The 15,549-nt window shown below is 67.2% G+C and carries 17 protein-coding genes, 1 tRNA gene and 2 pseudogenes; 3 read left to right on the top strand and 17 right to left on the bottom strand.

Features of this window, described 5'->3' with window-relative positions; all coding sequences use genetic code 11:
* Positions 1-26: 26 nt before the first annotated feature.
* The 10 genes from AC5Y2S_RS28245 to AC5Y2S_RS28200 form a co-directional block, all read right to left on the bottom strand.
* Positions 27-365, bottom strand: a complete 339-nt coding sequence (locus AC5Y2S_RS28245; protein WP_499959868.1) for a P-II family nitrogen regulator — start codon at positions 363-365, stop codon at positions 27-29.
* 11 nt (positions 366-376) lie between these two features.
* Positions 377-1,780 carry an ammonium transporter gene (locus AC5Y2S_RS28240; RefSeq protein ID WP_499959867.1) on the bottom strand — a complete coding sequence of 468 codons (1,404 nt, stop codon included), beginning with the start codon at positions 1,778-1,780 and terminating at the stop codon, positions 377-379.
* A 313-nt stretch (positions 1,781-2,093) separates the two neighbouring features.
* Positions 2,094-2,837, bottom strand: a complete 744-nt coding sequence (locus AC5Y2S_RS28235; protein WP_499959940.1) for a DUF427 domain-containing protein — start codon at positions 2,835-2,837, stop codon at positions 2,094-2,096.
* 23 nt (positions 2,838-2,860) lie between these two features.
* On the bottom strand, positions 2,861-3,136 hold the full coding sequence (locus AC5Y2S_RS28230) for a DUF6295 family protein (protein WP_499959865.1): 276 nt from the start codon (positions 3,134-3,136) through the stop codon (positions 2,861-2,863).
* Between the two features lie 12 nt (positions 3,137-3,148).
* Complete coding sequence (locus AC5Y2S_RS28225) at positions 3,149-3,904, bottom strand: dienelactone hydrolase family protein (protein ID WP_499959864.1); 756 nt, start codon at positions 3,902-3,904, stop codon at positions 3,149-3,151.
* A gap of 87 nt (positions 3,905-3,991) precedes the next feature.
* Positions 3,992-4,390: a type II toxin-antitoxin system VapC family toxin gene (locus AC5Y2S_RS28220; protein WP_499959862.1), complete on the bottom strand. Its 399-nt coding sequence runs from the start codon at positions 4,388-4,390 to the stop codon at positions 3,992-3,994.
* Positions 4,387-4,656 (bottom strand): type II toxin-antitoxin system Phd/YefM family antitoxin, encoded by a 270-nt coding sequence (locus AC5Y2S_RS28215; RefSeq protein WP_499959860.1) that lies wholly within the window; start codon positions 4,654-4,656, stop codon positions 4,387-4,389. The genes AC5Y2S_RS28220 and AC5Y2S_RS28215 overlap by 4 nt, the downstream gene beginning before the upstream one ends.
* Before the next feature lie 115 nt (positions 4,657-4,771).
* Positions 4,772-6,385 (bottom strand): esterase-like activity of phytase family protein, encoded by a 1,614-nt coding sequence (locus AC5Y2S_RS28210; protein ID WP_499959859.1) that lies wholly within the window; start codon positions 6,383-6,385, stop codon positions 4,772-4,774.
* A 19-nt stretch (positions 6,386-6,404) separates the two neighbouring features.
* Positions 6,405-7,175 carry a hypothetical protein gene (locus AC5Y2S_RS28205; RefSeq protein WP_499959858.1) on the bottom strand — a complete coding sequence of 257 codons (771 nt, stop codon included), beginning with the start codon at positions 7,173-7,175 and terminating at the stop codon, positions 6,405-6,407.
* A 68-nt stretch (positions 7,176-7,243) separates the two neighbouring features.
* The gene (locus AC5Y2S_RS28200) at positions 7,244-8,056 is read right to left on the bottom strand and encodes a class I SAM-dependent methyltransferase (protein WP_499959855.1); all 813 of its coding nucleotides are present in this window, start codon (positions 8,054-8,056) and stop codon (positions 7,244-7,246) included.
* A gap of 188 nt (positions 8,057-8,244) precedes the next feature.
* On the opposite strand from AC5Y2S_RS28200, the gene AC5Y2S_RS28195 reads away from it, so the two are divergent.
* The gene (locus AC5Y2S_RS28195; RefSeq protein ID WP_499959854.1) at positions 8,245-8,607 is read left to right on the top strand and encodes a DUF732 domain-containing protein; all 363 of its coding nucleotides are present in this window, start codon (positions 8,245-8,247) and stop codon (positions 8,605-8,607) included.
* 49 nt (positions 8,608-8,656) lie between these two features.
* Here AC5Y2S_RS28195 and AC5Y2S_RS28190 read toward each other — a convergent pair.
* From AC5Y2S_RS28190 to AC5Y2S_RS28160, 7 genes and pseudogenes are all read right to left on the bottom strand, one after another.
* Positions 8,657-8,911: pseudogene (locus AC5Y2S_RS28190) on the bottom strand (hypothetical protein); the annotation flags it as partial.
* A gap of 98 nt (positions 8,912-9,009) precedes the next feature.
* On the bottom strand, positions 9,010-9,558 hold the full coding sequence (locus AC5Y2S_RS28185) for a DinB family protein (protein WP_499959853.1): 549 nt from the start codon (positions 9,556-9,558) through the stop codon (positions 9,010-9,012).
* Positions 9,559-9,584: 26 nt separating this feature from the next.
* Complete coding sequence (locus tag AC5Y2S_RS28180) at positions 9,585-10,067, bottom strand: ArsI/CadI family heavy metal resistance metalloenzyme (protein ID WP_499959851.1); 483 nt, start codon at positions 10,065-10,067, stop codon at positions 9,585-9,587.
* 24 nt (positions 10,068-10,091) lie between these two features.
* Positions 10,092-11,613: pseudogene (arsB, locus tag AC5Y2S_RS28175) on the bottom strand (ACR3 family arsenite efflux transporter).
* Positions 11,601-11,969, bottom strand: coding sequence for an ArsR/SmtB family transcription factor (locus AC5Y2S_RS28170; RefSeq protein WP_499959850.1), 369 nt, complete (start codon positions 11,967-11,969; stop codon positions 11,601-11,603). The pseudogene arsB and the gene AC5Y2S_RS28170 overlap by 13 nt, the downstream one beginning before the upstream one ends.
* Positions 11,970-12,037: 68 nt before the next feature.
* Positions 12,038-12,667: a hypothetical protein gene (locus tag AC5Y2S_RS28165; RefSeq protein ID WP_499903339.1), complete on the bottom strand. Its 630-nt coding sequence runs from the start codon at positions 12,665-12,667 to the stop codon at positions 12,038-12,040.
* Between the two features lie 298 nt (positions 12,668-12,965).
* Positions 12,966-13,042, bottom strand: a tRNA-Leu gene (locus AC5Y2S_RS28160).
* Between the two features lie 359 nt (positions 13,043-13,401).
* Between AC5Y2S_RS28160 and AC5Y2S_RS28155 the strand changes: the two genes are divergently transcribed.
* Together AC5Y2S_RS28155 and AC5Y2S_RS28150 are read left to right on the top strand one after the other, a co-directional pair.
* The gene (locus tag AC5Y2S_RS28155) at positions 13,402-14,268 is read left to right on the top strand and encodes a PE/PPE C-terminal domain-containing protein (RefSeq protein ID WP_499959847.1); all 867 of its coding nucleotides are present in this window, start codon (positions 13,402-13,404) and stop codon (positions 14,266-14,268) included.
* Between the two features lie 60 nt (positions 14,269-14,328).
* Positions 14,329-15,513, top strand: a complete 1,185-nt coding sequence (locus AC5Y2S_RS28150; protein ID WP_499959846.1) for a PPE family protein — start codon at positions 14,329-14,331, stop codon at positions 15,511-15,513.
* Positions 15,514-15,549 lie beyond the last annotated feature (36 nt).

The following is a 15,549-nucleotide window of genomic DNA, read 5'->3' as shown; positions in this document are numbered from 1 at the left end:
TTGGGCGCGCCACTGGCCCAAAACAATTAGAGCGCGTCGTGGTCGCGTTCACCGGTCCGGATGCGAATAACCTTCTCCACCGGTGAAACCCACACCTTGCCGTCGCCGATCTTCCCGCTGCGCGCCGCGCCGATGATCGCCTCTACGACCCGGTCGGCGAACGCCTCGTCGACGAGAACCTCGACGCGTACCTTCGGAACGAACTCGACCGCGTACTCGGCGCCGCGGTACACCTCGGTGTGGCCCCGCTGCCGGCCATACCCCTGGACCTCTGTCACGGTCAGACCCAGCACCCCCACGGCCTCCACGGCATGCCTGACGTCGTCGAGCGTGAAGGGCTTGACGATCCCGGTGACCAGCTTCATGGCTTCACCACTCAATCGTCGGCGGGTTCCGCGGACGGCTCGGTTCGCGCGGCCACCAACGGCTCGACGCGCCGGCCCGTCACGAGACCCTCGTCGGGGTAGGCCTCCTCGTCGTGCACGCCGACGTCGCCGCTTTCCAGGACGTCATCGGGTAGCCGCAACTTCATGAAGAGGCCGAGGACTTTGAGGATGACGAACGTGACGATCGCGTCCCAGACGATGACTGTGGCGGCGGCGCCGGCCTGGATCAAAATCTGTTTGGGGTGGTGACCCCACAGCCAACCGGAGAACGTGACGTCGGATCCCGCACTGCCGCCCAGGTATTCGACGATCTTCGGGTCGGCGAGAACCCCGACGAGTAACCCGCCGGACAGGCCCGCCACCCCGTGGGTGTGGAAGACGCCGAGCGTGTCGTCGACCCTTTTGAACAGTCGGGTCCTGCCGAGCCAGTTCCAGGACATCCAGACCAGGGACGACGCGACGACGCCGATGATCATCGCGCCGAAGCTGTTGACGAAGCCGGCCGCCGGGGTGATGGCGACCAGCCCGGTGATCATGCCGTTGATCGCGCCGAGGAACGTCGGCTTGCGCTGCCTGCTCGCGAAGATGTCCCACAGCACCCAGGTGAGCAGCGCGACGGCGGTGGTGAGGTTCGTGTTGAGCACCGCCAGCGACGCGTCGGCACCGGAGAAGTACGGGTCACCGCCGTTGAACCCGTTCCAGCCCAGCCACAGGACACCGGCGCCGACCGCTGCCAGCGGAAGGTTGTTCGGCACGGCGCGTTCCCGGTCGCGCGCCAGCCTCGGACCGATCACCGCGGCAGCGACGAAGCCCGTGGTCCCGGCGGCCAGGTGAATCACGTATCCACCGCTGTAGTCCAGGGCTCCCGCCTGCGCCCACCAGCCGCCGCCCCACAACAGGAACGCGTTGACCGAGTACGCGATCGTCGACCACAGCGGCACGAAGATGAGCCACACCTTGAAGCTCATCCGGCCGATGACGCTTCCGAGGAACAGCAGCGGAGTGATGGCGGCGAAGACGAACTGGAAGTACGCCAGCGTGGTCTGCGAGAAGCGGAATTTCGGCATGGCGCCGTCCAACAGCGGGATGACGGCTTGTTCCTGGTTGTTGCTGCTCAGGATCGTGTGGGGGATTCCCACCGCGGCCCTCAGGATGCCCGGGCCGAGCTTGAGCGGCTCGCCGAAACCCATCTTGAAGCCCCACAGCACCCACACGACCAGCACCAGCGAGAATCCGGTGAACGCCATCAACATGGTGTTGACGGCCCACTTCTTCTGCACGATGCCGCCGTACAACACGGCGATGCCTGGGATGCTCATCAGGCCGACAAGGGTCGCGGCCACCAATTGCCAGGCGTTGTCTCCGGGGTTCAGCCAATCGGGATAGGGCAACATGGTTCAGACACACCCCAATTCGAGCCGGCGGGCTATAATCAGCTGCGGTGCGAAATGACGCCGTAGACGGGTGAAGCCTTTGCCCGGATTGTTTCGGCCGTGTGTGCAACGGTTTAAATCCTGATTTCATCTGTTCCCGGAGCCGGGCCGTTCAACGCCAACGCCGCGGCCGTCGCGACACGGCTCGCGACGTGGTGTTAGCGATGCCTCGGGAATTGCCTTGGGCATGAAGAAATTTCGGACCCACCGAGTGCGGCTCGCCGAACCAGTTGTGCCGCAATATCGTCGGAGTCGTCCAAGCCGGTCCTTGTGGTCAGCCGAACTGGGTCTGCGGCCGGGGCAGGGCCGCGCCGTCGACGGTGATGTCGACCTTCTCGTTGTAAAAGGCCACCAGGCCGGCGATCTGGCCCACCGCCGCCAGCGGATAGTGATACGTCCAGGCCAGGTCCGGATGCGCGGTGTCACCCACCCGCACCGACCAGTATCCCGACGTCACGCCCTTGTACGGGCACAGCGTCTGTGTGGGGCTGGGTTCCAGAAGTTCGAACGCGATGTCGGTCGGATCGATGTAATACCTTGTGGGCAGGCCGGTTTCAAACAGCAGCACCGGGGACCGGGTGTCCGCCAGCACGGTTCCCTCGAGCTCGACGCGGACGTGCCGGTGCGAGCGCAGCGCGTCGACCCGCGAATACGGATTGCGGGGGTGGCCGTAGATCGGCTCGTCTTCCTCGAACCACCGCAAGGGATCCCACTCGAATCGCACGGTGCCCGCGACGGGGCCGTCGCCGTCCGCGTCGAACACCCGCGCCGCCGAGGGATAGGTCTGGCCGCCGCCGACCAGCGAGTGCAGCCGTGACGGGCCGAGCTGCACCTTCTGCGGGTGGTCCTCGTCGCGCAGGAACTCCGCGCGGACGTCGGCCAGCGGCACGTAATAGGCCGGGTAGTAGGGCACTTCCCAGACGTAGCGCGCCGCGGTGGTGTCGAAGACCAGGTCGGGGCCGAGGTAGCCGCGGACCCGGCGCGGCGCGGGCTCGATGCGGCCGCGGGTGGCGGCCATCTGCGGGTAGTCGCGCTCGGCGCTCACGGCTGGTCCTTCGAGGCCAGTCCGGCCGGCGCGTTGGCGATCGCCTTGTGGATGGCGCCGGCGAGCGCCAGGGCGCTCTCCTCGGTGAGTTCGAGCGCGACGCGCGCGGACGGCCCCAGCTCCGGGTTGATCACGTCGATGTTGACCGTGTGGCCGTAGGGCGCGTGCACCGGGTGGTCGACGTACACCGTGGCGCGGGTGGCGCCGAACCAGCCGGTCTTGCCTTTGCCGCTGCCGTCGATCCGCACGTGTTCGGTGAGGTATGTGCACATGTGTTGGGACGCCTAGCCTTTCAGGTGGGTGGCGAAGAATTCGTCGATGCGCCGCCAGCCGTCGACTGCCGCCTCCGGCCGGTGCGCCGGCCGGTCCACGGAGAAGAATGAATGGCCCGCGCCGTCGTAGGAGTGGAACTCGTGCGGCTTGTCGAATTTGGTCAGCTCGGCGTCCAGGGCGGCAACGGCGGGCGGCGCCGGGAACCTGTCGTCGGCCCCGAACAGCCCCAGCATCGGGCAGCTCAGCTTCGGCGCCAGGTGCAGGATCGGCTGCATGGCCTTGGGCATGCCCTCCGGTAGGTCCTCGACGATGAACGCGCCGTAGCAGTCCACCGCCGCGTCGAACGGCAGCGAGCACGCCGCCAGAAACGCGTGCCGCCCGCCCGAGCAGTGCCCGATGACGCCGAACTTCCCGTTGGCGCCGGGCAGCGAACGCAGGTGTTCGACGGCGCCGGCGACGTCACCGACCAGCCGTTCGTCGGGCACTCCACCGGCGGCCCGCACCGTCGCCGCGGCGTCGTCGGGAGCGGCGCCCGGAGCCTCGCGCGAATACAGGTTGGGGACGACGGCGTGATAGCCGCTGACGGCGAGCCGCCGCACGAACTCCTTGGTTTCCCGGTCGTAGCCCGGCATGTGGTGGATCCACACGATTCCGCCGCGCGGTCCCCCGGCAAGCGGCGACGCGCGGTAGGCCTCGATCTCGTCGCCGCCGTGGCCGGTGATGGTGATGGTTTCCGCGCGGATGGCGTCCGGGCTGGGTGCGTTCATCGCAACTCCTTCAAGGCTCGCTCCGACGGAACCAACGTAGCCGAAGCGCGCCATGGAGGAGCCTGCCCCGTCCTGACGTCGGCGTCCTCAATCGCTTCCCGGAGATGCGGTCGCCAGGCCATGCGACACGGCCGCCTCGATGAGACGTCGATCGTATGCGCACAAGGCCGTCAGGCTGCGTCGGTGGGCGTGAGCTGTGGCCAGGTGTATCGCGTCGAGCGTGCGCAGCTCGGTGGGGGGGACGATCGGCGCTGCCGCAGAGATCGCGTCAGTTAGCACCAAGGTATCGATCGTTGAGGCGACACTTCGCGCTCTGGCCACAGCAGCGGGCCCAACCTGCGCGGCCGCGCGGATGAGCTCGATGTGACCGATCGCGCTTGTAGCAAGGTCTTCGTCCGGACGAGCGTTCAGCCACTCAATTAGGCCTTCCGATTCCTTCTCAGCGGCAACTAGTTTGACGATTGCCGAGGTGTCGAGGTAGATCATCGGTCGGCTCGTTGCTCGTCCAGCATCGAACTGAGCGAGTGACCTTCAATCAGATCGGCCATGCCGAAGGGGACTCGTGCCGCGGTAGCGGGGATTAATTGGCCTTCAGCGATGAGCTTGCCGCGGGCCTGCTCGGCCGGTGTGAGTGGAACCAGGCGTGCCACCGGCCTACCCCGGTCCGTGATTTGAATGGTTAACCCCGCCTTCGCTTTCGCTACCCACGCGCTGGCGTTTTGGCGTAGCTCGCGAATTCCGATGACTTCCACTCGGCCAATGTAGCACTTAATGTGCTACACGACGCTTGGGGGCGGCATACGGTCAGGAGGTGGAACCCGGGATGGCCAGGTAGGCAGCACACTCCACCCGCCGGATAACCGCTCCTTACCCGACCTTGATGGGCACCGTGACGGACTCCGTCGCGGCGGGCAGCCTGGTGGTGTCGACCACCAGGATCTCGCCGCTGTCCTGAGTGCCGTTGGGCAGCATCTTGGGCCTGAGTTGAAACGGCGGGGTGGCGGCCGGCCCACCGACTAGCCCGGCGATCCCAAAGTCGCTGTCGTTGGCCAGGATCAGCGTGTTACCGCCATCCCGGCTGATGAGACCCTCGACGTGGTCGTGCCCGAAGAAATCCCCGTTCGGGGACAGCGAACGCACCAGGCCCCCGAGATCGAGCTTGAGCGTCTTGGTGGGGAGGGTGATTCCCGCGGCCTTGAGTTTGCCGGTGGCCGCCGCGTCGGTGCTCACCCCGACGAACGTCTCGATCGGGACGCCGTCGATCAGCAGGCCGCCGCCGTCGGCCCGATAGGTCGCTCCCGGCACCGTCGAACGCGGTCCGACGTCGGTGGCCCCGGAGATGTCGGCCGCGTAGACCTTCTTGTTGCCGTCGGGCTGCGGCCGGTCGTCACGTTCGTCGACCAGAAACGTCGTCGCGCTGACGGCGGTGAGCTCCGACACCGCGACCTTCGTGTGCTGCGGATCGGCCAGCGGATACAGGTACTCGTGCACGTCGCCGCGGTTGGCGAGGTTGATGGTCACGATGCGGGTGATCGGAACGGATCTGGCCGAACCGGCCAGGCCCGGCGTGTTGAGGGCCGACTGCATGATGCCCACCAGGGTGCCACCATCGGGCGTGATGGTCAGCCCCTCCATCCCCTGATTCGGGCCGCGCAGCGCCAGCTCGCCGGGCAGCGTGCCGTCATACGGCGAAAGGCGTTCCAGCTCTTTGCCGTTGGCGTCGAAGTGGACGACGAACGGGCCGTACTCGTCGGACACCCAGAACGTGCCGTCGGGCATGGCGACCAGGCCTTCGCTGTCCAGGCCGTGATCCGATGGCGGCAACCGATTGCCGTTGAGATCGACGAGTGACTCGCCGGTGGACGCTCGCGGGTCGATGACGCCGACGAGCGGCGCGCCGTCCTTTCCGGTCAGCGTGATGATCTGCTCCAGCGACGCGACACCGTCGCGGAGTTTGAGCTTGGCGATCTGGGGATGGAAAGTCGGTATGGGAAGCACCTTTTCGCCGGTGGTGCGCCCGTCGACGTTCGGGCCGCGATCGGACAGGCCGTAGATTTCGTCGGCGCTGCCGGGCACCGCGGCGATCGCGGAGCCGTGCGCGTTGGCCTGCACGGCGACCTCGCCGACGATGAGCAGCGGCGTTTCGTCCTCGGCATACAGCCGCACGGCGTGGCTGACGGTGACCGGAAGCTGATCGGTCCCGGTGAACCCGGCGTCCGGCGTGTAAATCATCGCCCCGTACGCGCCGTAGGCGATGGTGCCGTGCGCGGGCTTGCCGAACGCCACCGGTGTGACGCCGCTGGTGGCGGTCAGCAGCTGACCCGGGGCGATGGTCAGGACCGTCCCGGCGGGGGTGGTCAGTTCCTTGAGCGGCGGCACCGACAGCGGGGGCGGGGGGTCCGACGCGCAGGCCGCCACAGTGAGCAACACCATGCCAGCGGCCAGCCACGCACGCGACGCCGTCCGGCGAATGGATGCCATGAAGCCGATTTTGGCGCGTCTAGCGCCGCTTATCGCGCACTTTGTAGGTAGAAGGCCACGACTTTCGCGATTCGTCGCCGGTCAGGGGGGTTCCCATCCCCCCGACCTTGACGTTGTAGGCCTCCTTGCCGGGGCCGACCTCGCGGTTGGCGTGTTCCTGGGCCAGGTAGTACAGCTCGTCGATGGTGGCTTCGTCGTAGGCGACGAACGAGGTCTCCCGTGCGACGTCGTCGATTCCCGCCAGCATCCGGTCGGCCAGCACCCGCGACGCCAGCGCCGCCAGTCCCAGCAGCGCGAACGGGATGATCCAGTAGCCGACGTACGACAACGGGGCCGGGTCCTGCAGGCCGGCGTTGCGGTCGACGATCGGCGGGATCGCCGACGACACCGTCATGCCGGCGAACGCGGCGATCCAGATCCCGGACAGCACCCGCACCAGCCGGCCGAACAGCTCTGTCTTGACGACGTCAGCGGGCTGTTCGGCGGCGGCGAACTGCAACACGAACGACCGGCCGGCCAGCACGCCAACGAGCGCAACCGCGAGGATCCCGGCGTTGCTCAACGGCAGCAGCCACCGCTGACCAAACGCGGCACCGAGCGCAAGGGTCAGAATCGTCAGCACCAAAAACGTTGTGACCGTGCCGATCTGGAATGGTTTGCCGCCGGGGGCGCCGACCGCGAAGGCCGCGACCGCGATCGCCAGCGCGACCAGCGCGGCGGCGGCGAACGGGACGTTGCCGACCAGCACCCAGTAAACGACCCACGGCGCAAAACCAGAGAGCATGCCCACGAGGGGCTAGTTTATGAGTGCCGATTTCGGGTGGCGTCGGCGGCAAGGCCGGGCAGGGCCGGGCGCCGCTACGCCCGGCACAGGATTTCGCCGTGTGGGATGGACAGCCAACCGTCCGGGGCCGCCGCCCACTCCCGCCACGCCCCCGCAATCTCCTCGAGTTGGGCGGGCGTCGCCAGCGCCAGGTGCAACAGCTCGCGGGCCACACCGGAGTTAAGGATCCGGTCTGCCCACATCCCGCCCCACCAGTCGCGGGTCGCGGGCGTCGCGTAGCACCAGACGCTGCCCGTCGGTGTGATGTCGTCGAAGCCGGCCGCCAACGCCCACGACAGCAGCCGGCGGCCCGCATCCGGTTCGCCGCGGTTGGCGCGGGCCGCCCGTCGATACAGATCCCGCCAAAGATCGAGCGCGGGAAGCTCTGGGAACCAGGCGAACCCCGCGTAGTCGGTGTCGCGTGCCGCGACGAGTCCGCCCGGCCGGCAGACCCGGCGCATCTCCCGCAGCGCCCGCACCGGATCGGGGACGTGCTGCAGCACCTGGTGCGCGTGGACCACGTCGAACGCGTTGTCGGGGAAATCGAGCCGGTGCACGTCGGCGCGGGCGAACGTGACGTTGGACAGGTTGCGCCGAACGATCTCGGCGCGGGCCATGTCGAGAACGTCAGCGAACAGGTCGACGGCAAGCACCGTTCCGGGCGCCACCAGCTCGGCCAGGTCGGCGGTGATCGTCCCGGGCCCGCAGCCGATGTCGAGCACCGACGAACCCGGCTTCAGATGGGGCAGCAGATAGCCCGCGCAGTCCACCGCGGTGCGCTCCTGCTGACCACTCGGCACAGGACCCCGCTGCCCGTGGGGTTTGATTACCGGACTTTCGTCGTCCATTGTGCGTCCCTTGCTCTGGCGCGTCCTCAGCATGAGAGCCTATGCGCGAGCGAGGCTCGGCGACGCCCTGGTTAATTCGGAGGGGCCGCGATTGCGCGCTTTCGCTATTGTTCTCTTCGTATTTGTGCTGCTTCGGAACCCGCGCATTACTGGCGGCCTGACTAACGCCAAGAAAGAAAAGGAATCCAATGCCCTCACCTCGCTTGCTGGCCGCATTGGCCCTCCCCATCATGGCCGCCGCTGCCCTGCTTGGTAGCGCTGCGACCGCGGGTGCCACCACCCCCCAAGACGACGCGTACCTCGCGCAGCTGCACGCCGTCGGCCTCTCCTGGCCGCCGCAGACGGAAGAGGCGCTGATCGGTGAGGCGCACCTGATCTGCTACGACCTCACGTGGGGTTGGACGCCCCAACAAATCGCCGACGACGTCCACGCCCACTTGAACGCGAGGGGCGTGACGCTGTTGGATGTCGGAACCATGGTCAACGCCGCACACTCGACCTATTGCCCGGGGAATGTGTGCGACGCCCCCACTCTTTGCACCGGGATTTGACCCGTCCCCCGCATATCATCGGGATGCCGACACCACGGGACGCGAAGCCTCAACCTTCTCGGGGACCGTTTTGCGACAGCGAAGTGCGTCTTTCTGGTTCGACGTGCGACTCCGATGAGGCGTGTCGTTCGTGGTTCGACAGCGACGTCATCCGTGGATAGAGGATCGCCGGACCGAGCCATCGAGTAACGAAGCGGCGCAGTGCGATTCCGTCGCGCCGCTCCTGCCCGGGATCGGTCAGGAGGGATTGCACGGTGCGCAGCGTCATTTCGGCAAGCTCACGGAGCGCGGTGGCGTCGAAGCCGTCGGTATATTCCGTGCTCAGACGACAAATGGCGGAGGGTGGTCATACGTTCTCTTCCACAACGTCCGAACTTGCAGGCGACCATTTGGACTCGCCGCTCAATTGGTAGTCGGCGTTAGCCCCTTGACGGTGAGTTGTCGGCGGTGGTGGTCATAGTGCCGGCCCGGGTAGCGGTACACATCGGCCAGCGTCATCGACTCGTGAAAGTACGGGTCCCAGCGCGTCGGGAAATACATGGCCCGGCGAAGGGCAGTTTCGTGCTGGGCGGCGAGTGTGCGTTGTAGCGCGTCGATGACGCGATCCATCTTCGCTCCCATACGTGTGCGGTTGTAAACGAGCGCCGCGAGGCACGTTCCGAAGTAATTGATCCGATGAAATAGCGGTGTCGCCGCGTTGAGCATCCGAGCGAACCCACGGCTGAACGGTCGTGGTGATCGGCCAAGTATCGCGACCAGCACAAGCAGTCGTTGCACAACCATGTAGCCGAACACCATGTGGAACAAGAGTTGCTCGTTGGTCCACCGTGTCCCGGACGTTCGCTCGGACCACTCCTCGGTCCCGACCACCTGGAGCACGCGACGAAAATCGGCTCGCGCGCGTTCCAGATCGTTGGCGATGGCCGCGGTGTCACTGGTCGGTCCCGGCATGGCTCGCCTCAATAGGTAATTGCTTCTCAGCAGCAGGCCGTGCCGGTGGCAGCCACGTAGGACGCGTCAGCGGCATTGTCGCCGCTGCAAGAGCAACCGCCCGTTTCCTCGGCAGCGAGCGGCTCGGGGCTGCTGCCGAAGGTTTCCGAATCCGACAAGACGGTGTAGACCTCCCACCTCTCCCCGGCGGGCCCGGTGACCCAGGCCTTGTCCTGCGTGGCGTAGCAACACGTGGTGCCGATTTCCTCCTCGGGCAGCATCCCGCCGCTCGCGAGTCGCGCGATTTCTTCGTGCACCTTCTCGGCCGTTTCCACTTCGACGCCGAGGTGGTTGAGAGTGCCGCCGTGGCCGGGATTTTCCAGCAACACCAGTTTCAGCGGGGGTTCGGCGATCGCGAAGTTGGCGTAGCCGGGTTTGACCTTGGCCGGTTCGGTGTCGAACAGCTTGGAGTAGAACGCGATTGCCTCGTCAAGGTCGTCGACGTTGAGGGCCAGCTGCACGCGAGACATGGTGGTTCCTTCCTTCGGTGCGAATTATGAAGTTGTGGCGTTGGGCAGGAGCTCGGCGACCAGCGACGCGACGCGCTCGGCGATGTCGTCGCGGATCGCCCTGACGGCGGCCAGGGGTTGGCCGGCCGGGTCGGCAAGTTTCCAGTCGCGGTAGGACACCCCCGGAAAGTAGGGGCAGGCGTCGCCGCAACCCATGGTGATCACGACGTCGCTGGTCTGTACCGCAACGCCGGTGAGGACTTTGGGCGTGGCGGCCGTGACGTCGACGCCGAGTTCGGCCATCGCTGCGACGACGACCGGGTTGATCCGATCGGCGGGTTCTGTTCCAGCGGAGCGAACTTCGATGCGATCGCCCGCCGCGCGGCTCAGCAGGGCGGCGGCCATCTGCGAGCGTCCGGCGTTGTGGACGCAGACGAACAACACACTGGGCTTATCGGCCATCGGCCCCCGCCCCTCCGAGCGGCTCCGTGCGGAACAGCCGGGAGCGCATCGCCAGGGAAACATAGACGAGCCCAACCAGCACGGGCACTTCGATCAGCGGTCCGACCACCCCGGCCAGGGCTTGGCCCGATGCCGCACCGTAGGTGGCGATCGCCACCGCGATGGCCAGTTCGAAATTGTTGCCTGCGGCGGTGAACGCCAGGGTGGCGGTGCGCGCGTAGCCCAGCCGCAACACGTAGCCGAGGGCGTACCCGCCGGCCCACATGATCGCGAAGTAGGCCAGCAGCGGCACGGCGATGCGGGCGACATCCCATGGTCGGGAGGCGATTTGGTGGCCCTGCAAGGCGAACAGAATGACGATGGTGAACAGCAAGCCATACAGGGCCCACGGACCGACGCGCGGCAGGAACGTCGTCTCGTACCAGTGGCGGCCCTTGGCCCGTTCACCCAGTCGGCGCGACAGGTATCCGGCCAGCAGCGGGATGCCCAGGAAGATGAGCACGGATTTCGCGATCTGCCAAGGGGACACGGCGATGCCGGTTTGCGGCAGGCCGAGCCAGCCCGGCAGCACCGACAGATAGAACCAGCCCAGCGCGGCGAACATGACAACTTGGAACAACGAGTTCAGCGCCACCAGCACCGCCGCGGCCTCGCGGTCCCCGCACGCCAGGTCGTTCCAGATGATGACCATGGCGATGCAGCGCGCCAACCCCACGATGATCAGGCCGGTGCGGTAGGCGGGCAGATCCGCGAGCAGCAGCCACGCCAGCGTGAACATCACCGCCGGACCGATCAGCCAGTTGAGCACCAGCGAGGACACCATCAGCTTGCGGTCCGCGGTGACCTCGTCGAGCCGGTCGTAGCGGACTTTGGCAAGCACCGGATACATCATAACCAGCAGGCCCACCGCGATCGGCAGCGAAATACCTTGAACCGCAACGGCACTGAGTGCCGACCCGAGGCCGGGAATGAGTCGGCCCAGCAGGAGACCCGCGGCCATCGCAACGCCGATCCACACCGGAAGGAGCCGATCCAGCGTCGAAAGCCGGGTCGCTACCGCCTCCGGGGCCGACACCGGTGTCGGAGTCCCGGTCACGACCGACATCCCGGTTTGGCCGTCACGGCTTCGTCGTCGACGTGCAGGGCCGAAGAAAGCTGCCGCAACGCCGAGGGAATCACCCAGTAGTAGACCCAGGTGCCCCGCCGCTCGCAGCCCAACAGCCCGGCCGAGCGCAGCAGTTTGAGGTGATGAGAAATCGTCGGCTGGGAGACGTCGAAGGTCGCCGAGATCTCGCACACGCACGCCTCCCCGCCGGGGTGGCTGGCGATCAGGCTCAGCAGCCGCAGGCGCACCGGGTCGCCGAGCGCCTTGAACATCGCCGCCAACTCCGCAGCCTGTGACTCGCCGAGGGCGGCCACGCTCAGCGAAGGGCAACATCCCGCCTCGGCCTGATTTGACATCCTTCTATATAAGCATGCATCGAATCAGGGCGCAACCGTGGCCTGCCGGCGATCGCGTCAGGAGTCGTTCAGCCTCGAATCAGCCTTCGCGCCGCTGTCGCCAACGGCGACGGCGCGATCTTCCACATCGCGTCATCGGCGGGATCCCAGGCGTATCGCGGAGTGAGACCGTCGAGCAAACCGCGCAGCGCGGGAAGCTGCAGCTCGTCCGCGGACCACCGGTAGAGCGCGTCAAGCCTCGGCTGGATGACGCCGATGTCCAATAGGTGGCCGAACCCAAGCTCGGCCGCGACGTAGTTCTCCACGTCGTCGCCGAGCGGATAGCGGTCGGGCAGCACCCGACTTAGCGACAGGAAGATGCCGGTCATTCCGACGCGCGGATCACCCAGCGGGCGGCCCAGCGGCGCAAGCCAACCCAGCGCCAATCGGGGGGCGGACACCAGCGCGTGGGCGAACAACACGCGGAGCAGAACGACATTGAGAAAGAACCGTTCGACGCGGCGTTCAGCGGCCGCCAGTGGCATGTTCGCCAAATAGCCCGCGACGATGCTGGTGTTGTGGGCGCGATACCAACTGCGCGCGGTCGGTCGCCGGATGAACTCCAGATGCGCGGCCACGCCGGGGCCAGAGGGCTGCCCCGCGTAACCGAAGGCGAGCGCCCGGGCTTCGGCGGCGTCGCGCAGGAGTCCCTCGTTCATCGCCCGCCACCACGGGCTTCCGGGGGACGGGTCCGTCGGGGGGTTCAACAGGCCCCGCCGAAGTTGCCATCGCATGAATGCCGACGCCGCTCGCCGGTAGGGGAGGTACCCGCGGTCGACGGCCGCTGGGACTCTGTACGTCCGACGCAACAGCGCCAGCCGTCCCATCGGATCATCAAGGACCGACTCGACCGCCGAACGAGCGCGAGCAGCAGCGGTTTCAGCTTGCATATCCCGCCCCTTGCATACCCTCCTCGATTTCGCCTCCGACGGCTCGCGACTGCCCACCGGACCGGTATGGTGCCCCCAGTCGGACTCGAACCGACACTGGGCGGATTTTAAGTCCGCTGCCTCTGCCAATTGGGCTATGGGGGCCCGGCGGCGAATCTAGCGCGCGGAGCCGCACAACGGGGCGTCGCGACCCACCAAAAATCGGCCGAATTAGCGAGATGCGCCCCGGCCCCGCTTGGCCTACGATGCGCGCGCCGCCCGCCAAATGGTGCCGTGCCGGCACATCCCAGATGACAACGCTATGTCACCCGACAGGACCTTGTTAAAACTGCGCGCGTCGGCGTTAAGAAGCCGTAAACGGCCGTCACCCTAGCCTTTTCCGTCGGGAATGTGGAGTCGTGGCTGGCTAATCTTACGCCCACGCACAGGAGCCATTACGTGAACACACAGGTCGACCCTCCGGCTGGGGGGTCGGCAAGTTCCCTTGACACTAGGAGCAGTAGATGTCGTTTCTGACAACAATTCCTGAAGAGTTGCTGGCCGCGGCAGCACAGCTAGCAGGGATCGGCACTTCACTGACGGCCCAGAACGCGGGCGCCGCGGCGCCGACCACTGCCATCGCTCCGGCCGCCGCCGACCCGGTCTCGGCCCTGCAAGCGGGAATCTTCTCGACGTACGGCACGTACTACCAGCAGCTCGCGGCCGAAGCCCAGGCGATGCAACAGCAGTTCGTGCAGACCCTCGGCCTCAGCTCCGGCACCTACACCGCCACCGAGGCCGCCAACGCAAGTGCAGCCACTCCATGGGACGGCATCTCGACCTTCGAGCAAAACCTCGCCACCTTCCTCGGCGGCCCGCTCTACAGCTCGGGTGGAAACCCGCTCAGCCTGTCGGGTAACTCCGCCAACTTCGTCAGCTTCGAGAGCGGCAACTGGGCCTCGGCCATGTCCACCTGCCTCGGCATGGCCGGCGGTGGTCTGCTGGATACTTCTGCCAGCAGCGCGGCCGGTGACGCAGCCGGTGCGGGTGCCGCGGCGGCCGGGGCCGCGGATGTGAACGCGGTGGCGCCGGCCGGGGGCCTCGGCGGCGCAGGCGCCATGACCGCGATGCCGGTCGCAAGCGCCGGCCAGGCGACCATGGTCGGCAAATTGTCGGTGCCGCCAAGCTGGGCCGGCTCGTTTACCCCCGGTGCGGCGCCCGCGACGGCGGTCCAGACCGTGGGCTGGACCGGCGCAGCGCCGCAGGCCGGGACCGGGACCATCGTGCCGGGAATGCCCGGCATGGGTGCGGCCGCCCGCAACAGCGCCGGATTCGGTGCGCCTCGCTACGGCGTCAAGCCCATCGTGATGCCGAAGCCGACGGCCGTCTAGTAGCGCCACGCACACTCGCAAGCAAACGGACTTCCAACAAAAGAAACGGGATACAGAAAAATGGTTCTCGATTTTGCAGCTTTGCCCCCTGAGATCAACTCTGCTCTGATGTACTCCGGCGCCGGTTCCGGACCGCTCATGGCCGCAGCGACGGCTTGGAGCAACCTGGCCGCCGAGCTGAGCACCACCGCGACCTCGTGGGATTCGATCATCGGGACGTTGACCGGCGAGCAGTGGACGGGCGCCGGGTCGGCAGCGGCTGCGGCCGCGGCCCAGCCGTACATTTCCTGGCTGACCACGACCGCCGCGGCGGCGGAGCAAGCGGGCGCTCAGGCTTCGACGGCGGCGGCCGCCTACGAGGCGGCCTTTGCGGGAACGGTGCCCCCGCCGGTGATCGCGGCGAACCGCGCGCAGCTGGCCGCGCTGGTGGCGACCAACTTCCTGGGCATCAACACGCCCGCGATCATGGCCACCGAGGCAATGTACGCCGAGATGTGGGTCCAAGACGCGCTCACGATGTACACCTATTCGGCGGCGGCAGCAGCGTCTTCGGTCCTTCAGCCGCTGGCGCCGGCGTCACCGACCGCCAGTCCGGCCGCGGCTGCCACCCAAGGTGCCGCAGTGTCCACCGCCTTGGCGTCGGCCCAAAGCAACAGCGCGGCGACCGGGCTGGGCGGCCTGTTGGCAAACTTCGGCACCGAGTCCTTCGGTACCGAGATATGGAACGCATTCTCGACCGCTTTCCCCGGACCGGCGGCGGTGCTGAACTCGGCGGACGGCCTATTCGGCACGCTGTTCAACTTCAACGGTGTTCAGCAGTTCGGTGTGACCGCGGCCTGGTTCGTCGGCACCGCCATCCCGACGGCGGTGTCGTACGGGCACACAATTGGCGCAATTCCGGGCGTGCCCTGGTCGACCGTCGACGCCGTGGCGCCGGCGGCCGGGGCCGCCTCCGTGGCGGAAGGCACCCTGGCGAACAGCGTGGGAGCGGGCATGGCGGAAGCGTCCTCTGTCGGCGGCCTGTCGGTACCGGCCAGCTGGTCTTCGGCCGCCCCGGCGACGTTGGCTTCGTCGACGGCTCCCCTGGAGGGCTCCGGTTGGACCGCGGCCGCCGACGCCGAGCCCGTTGCGGCGATGCCCGGCATGCCCGGCATGGCGGGGGCGGCCAAGGGTGCCGCCGCGTACGGCTCCGGCCCGCGCTACGGCTTCAAGCCGATCGTCATGCCCAAGCAGGTTGTCGTCTGACGCGAGAAATAGAAACAGAAAACAGGGAGTACCGCT

It is taken from the genome of Mycobacterium sp. NGS69 (genome assembly GCF_059812165.1).
Note: the sequence above shows the minus strand (reverse complement) of the source record. Positions and strands in the feature narration are given on the sequence as shown.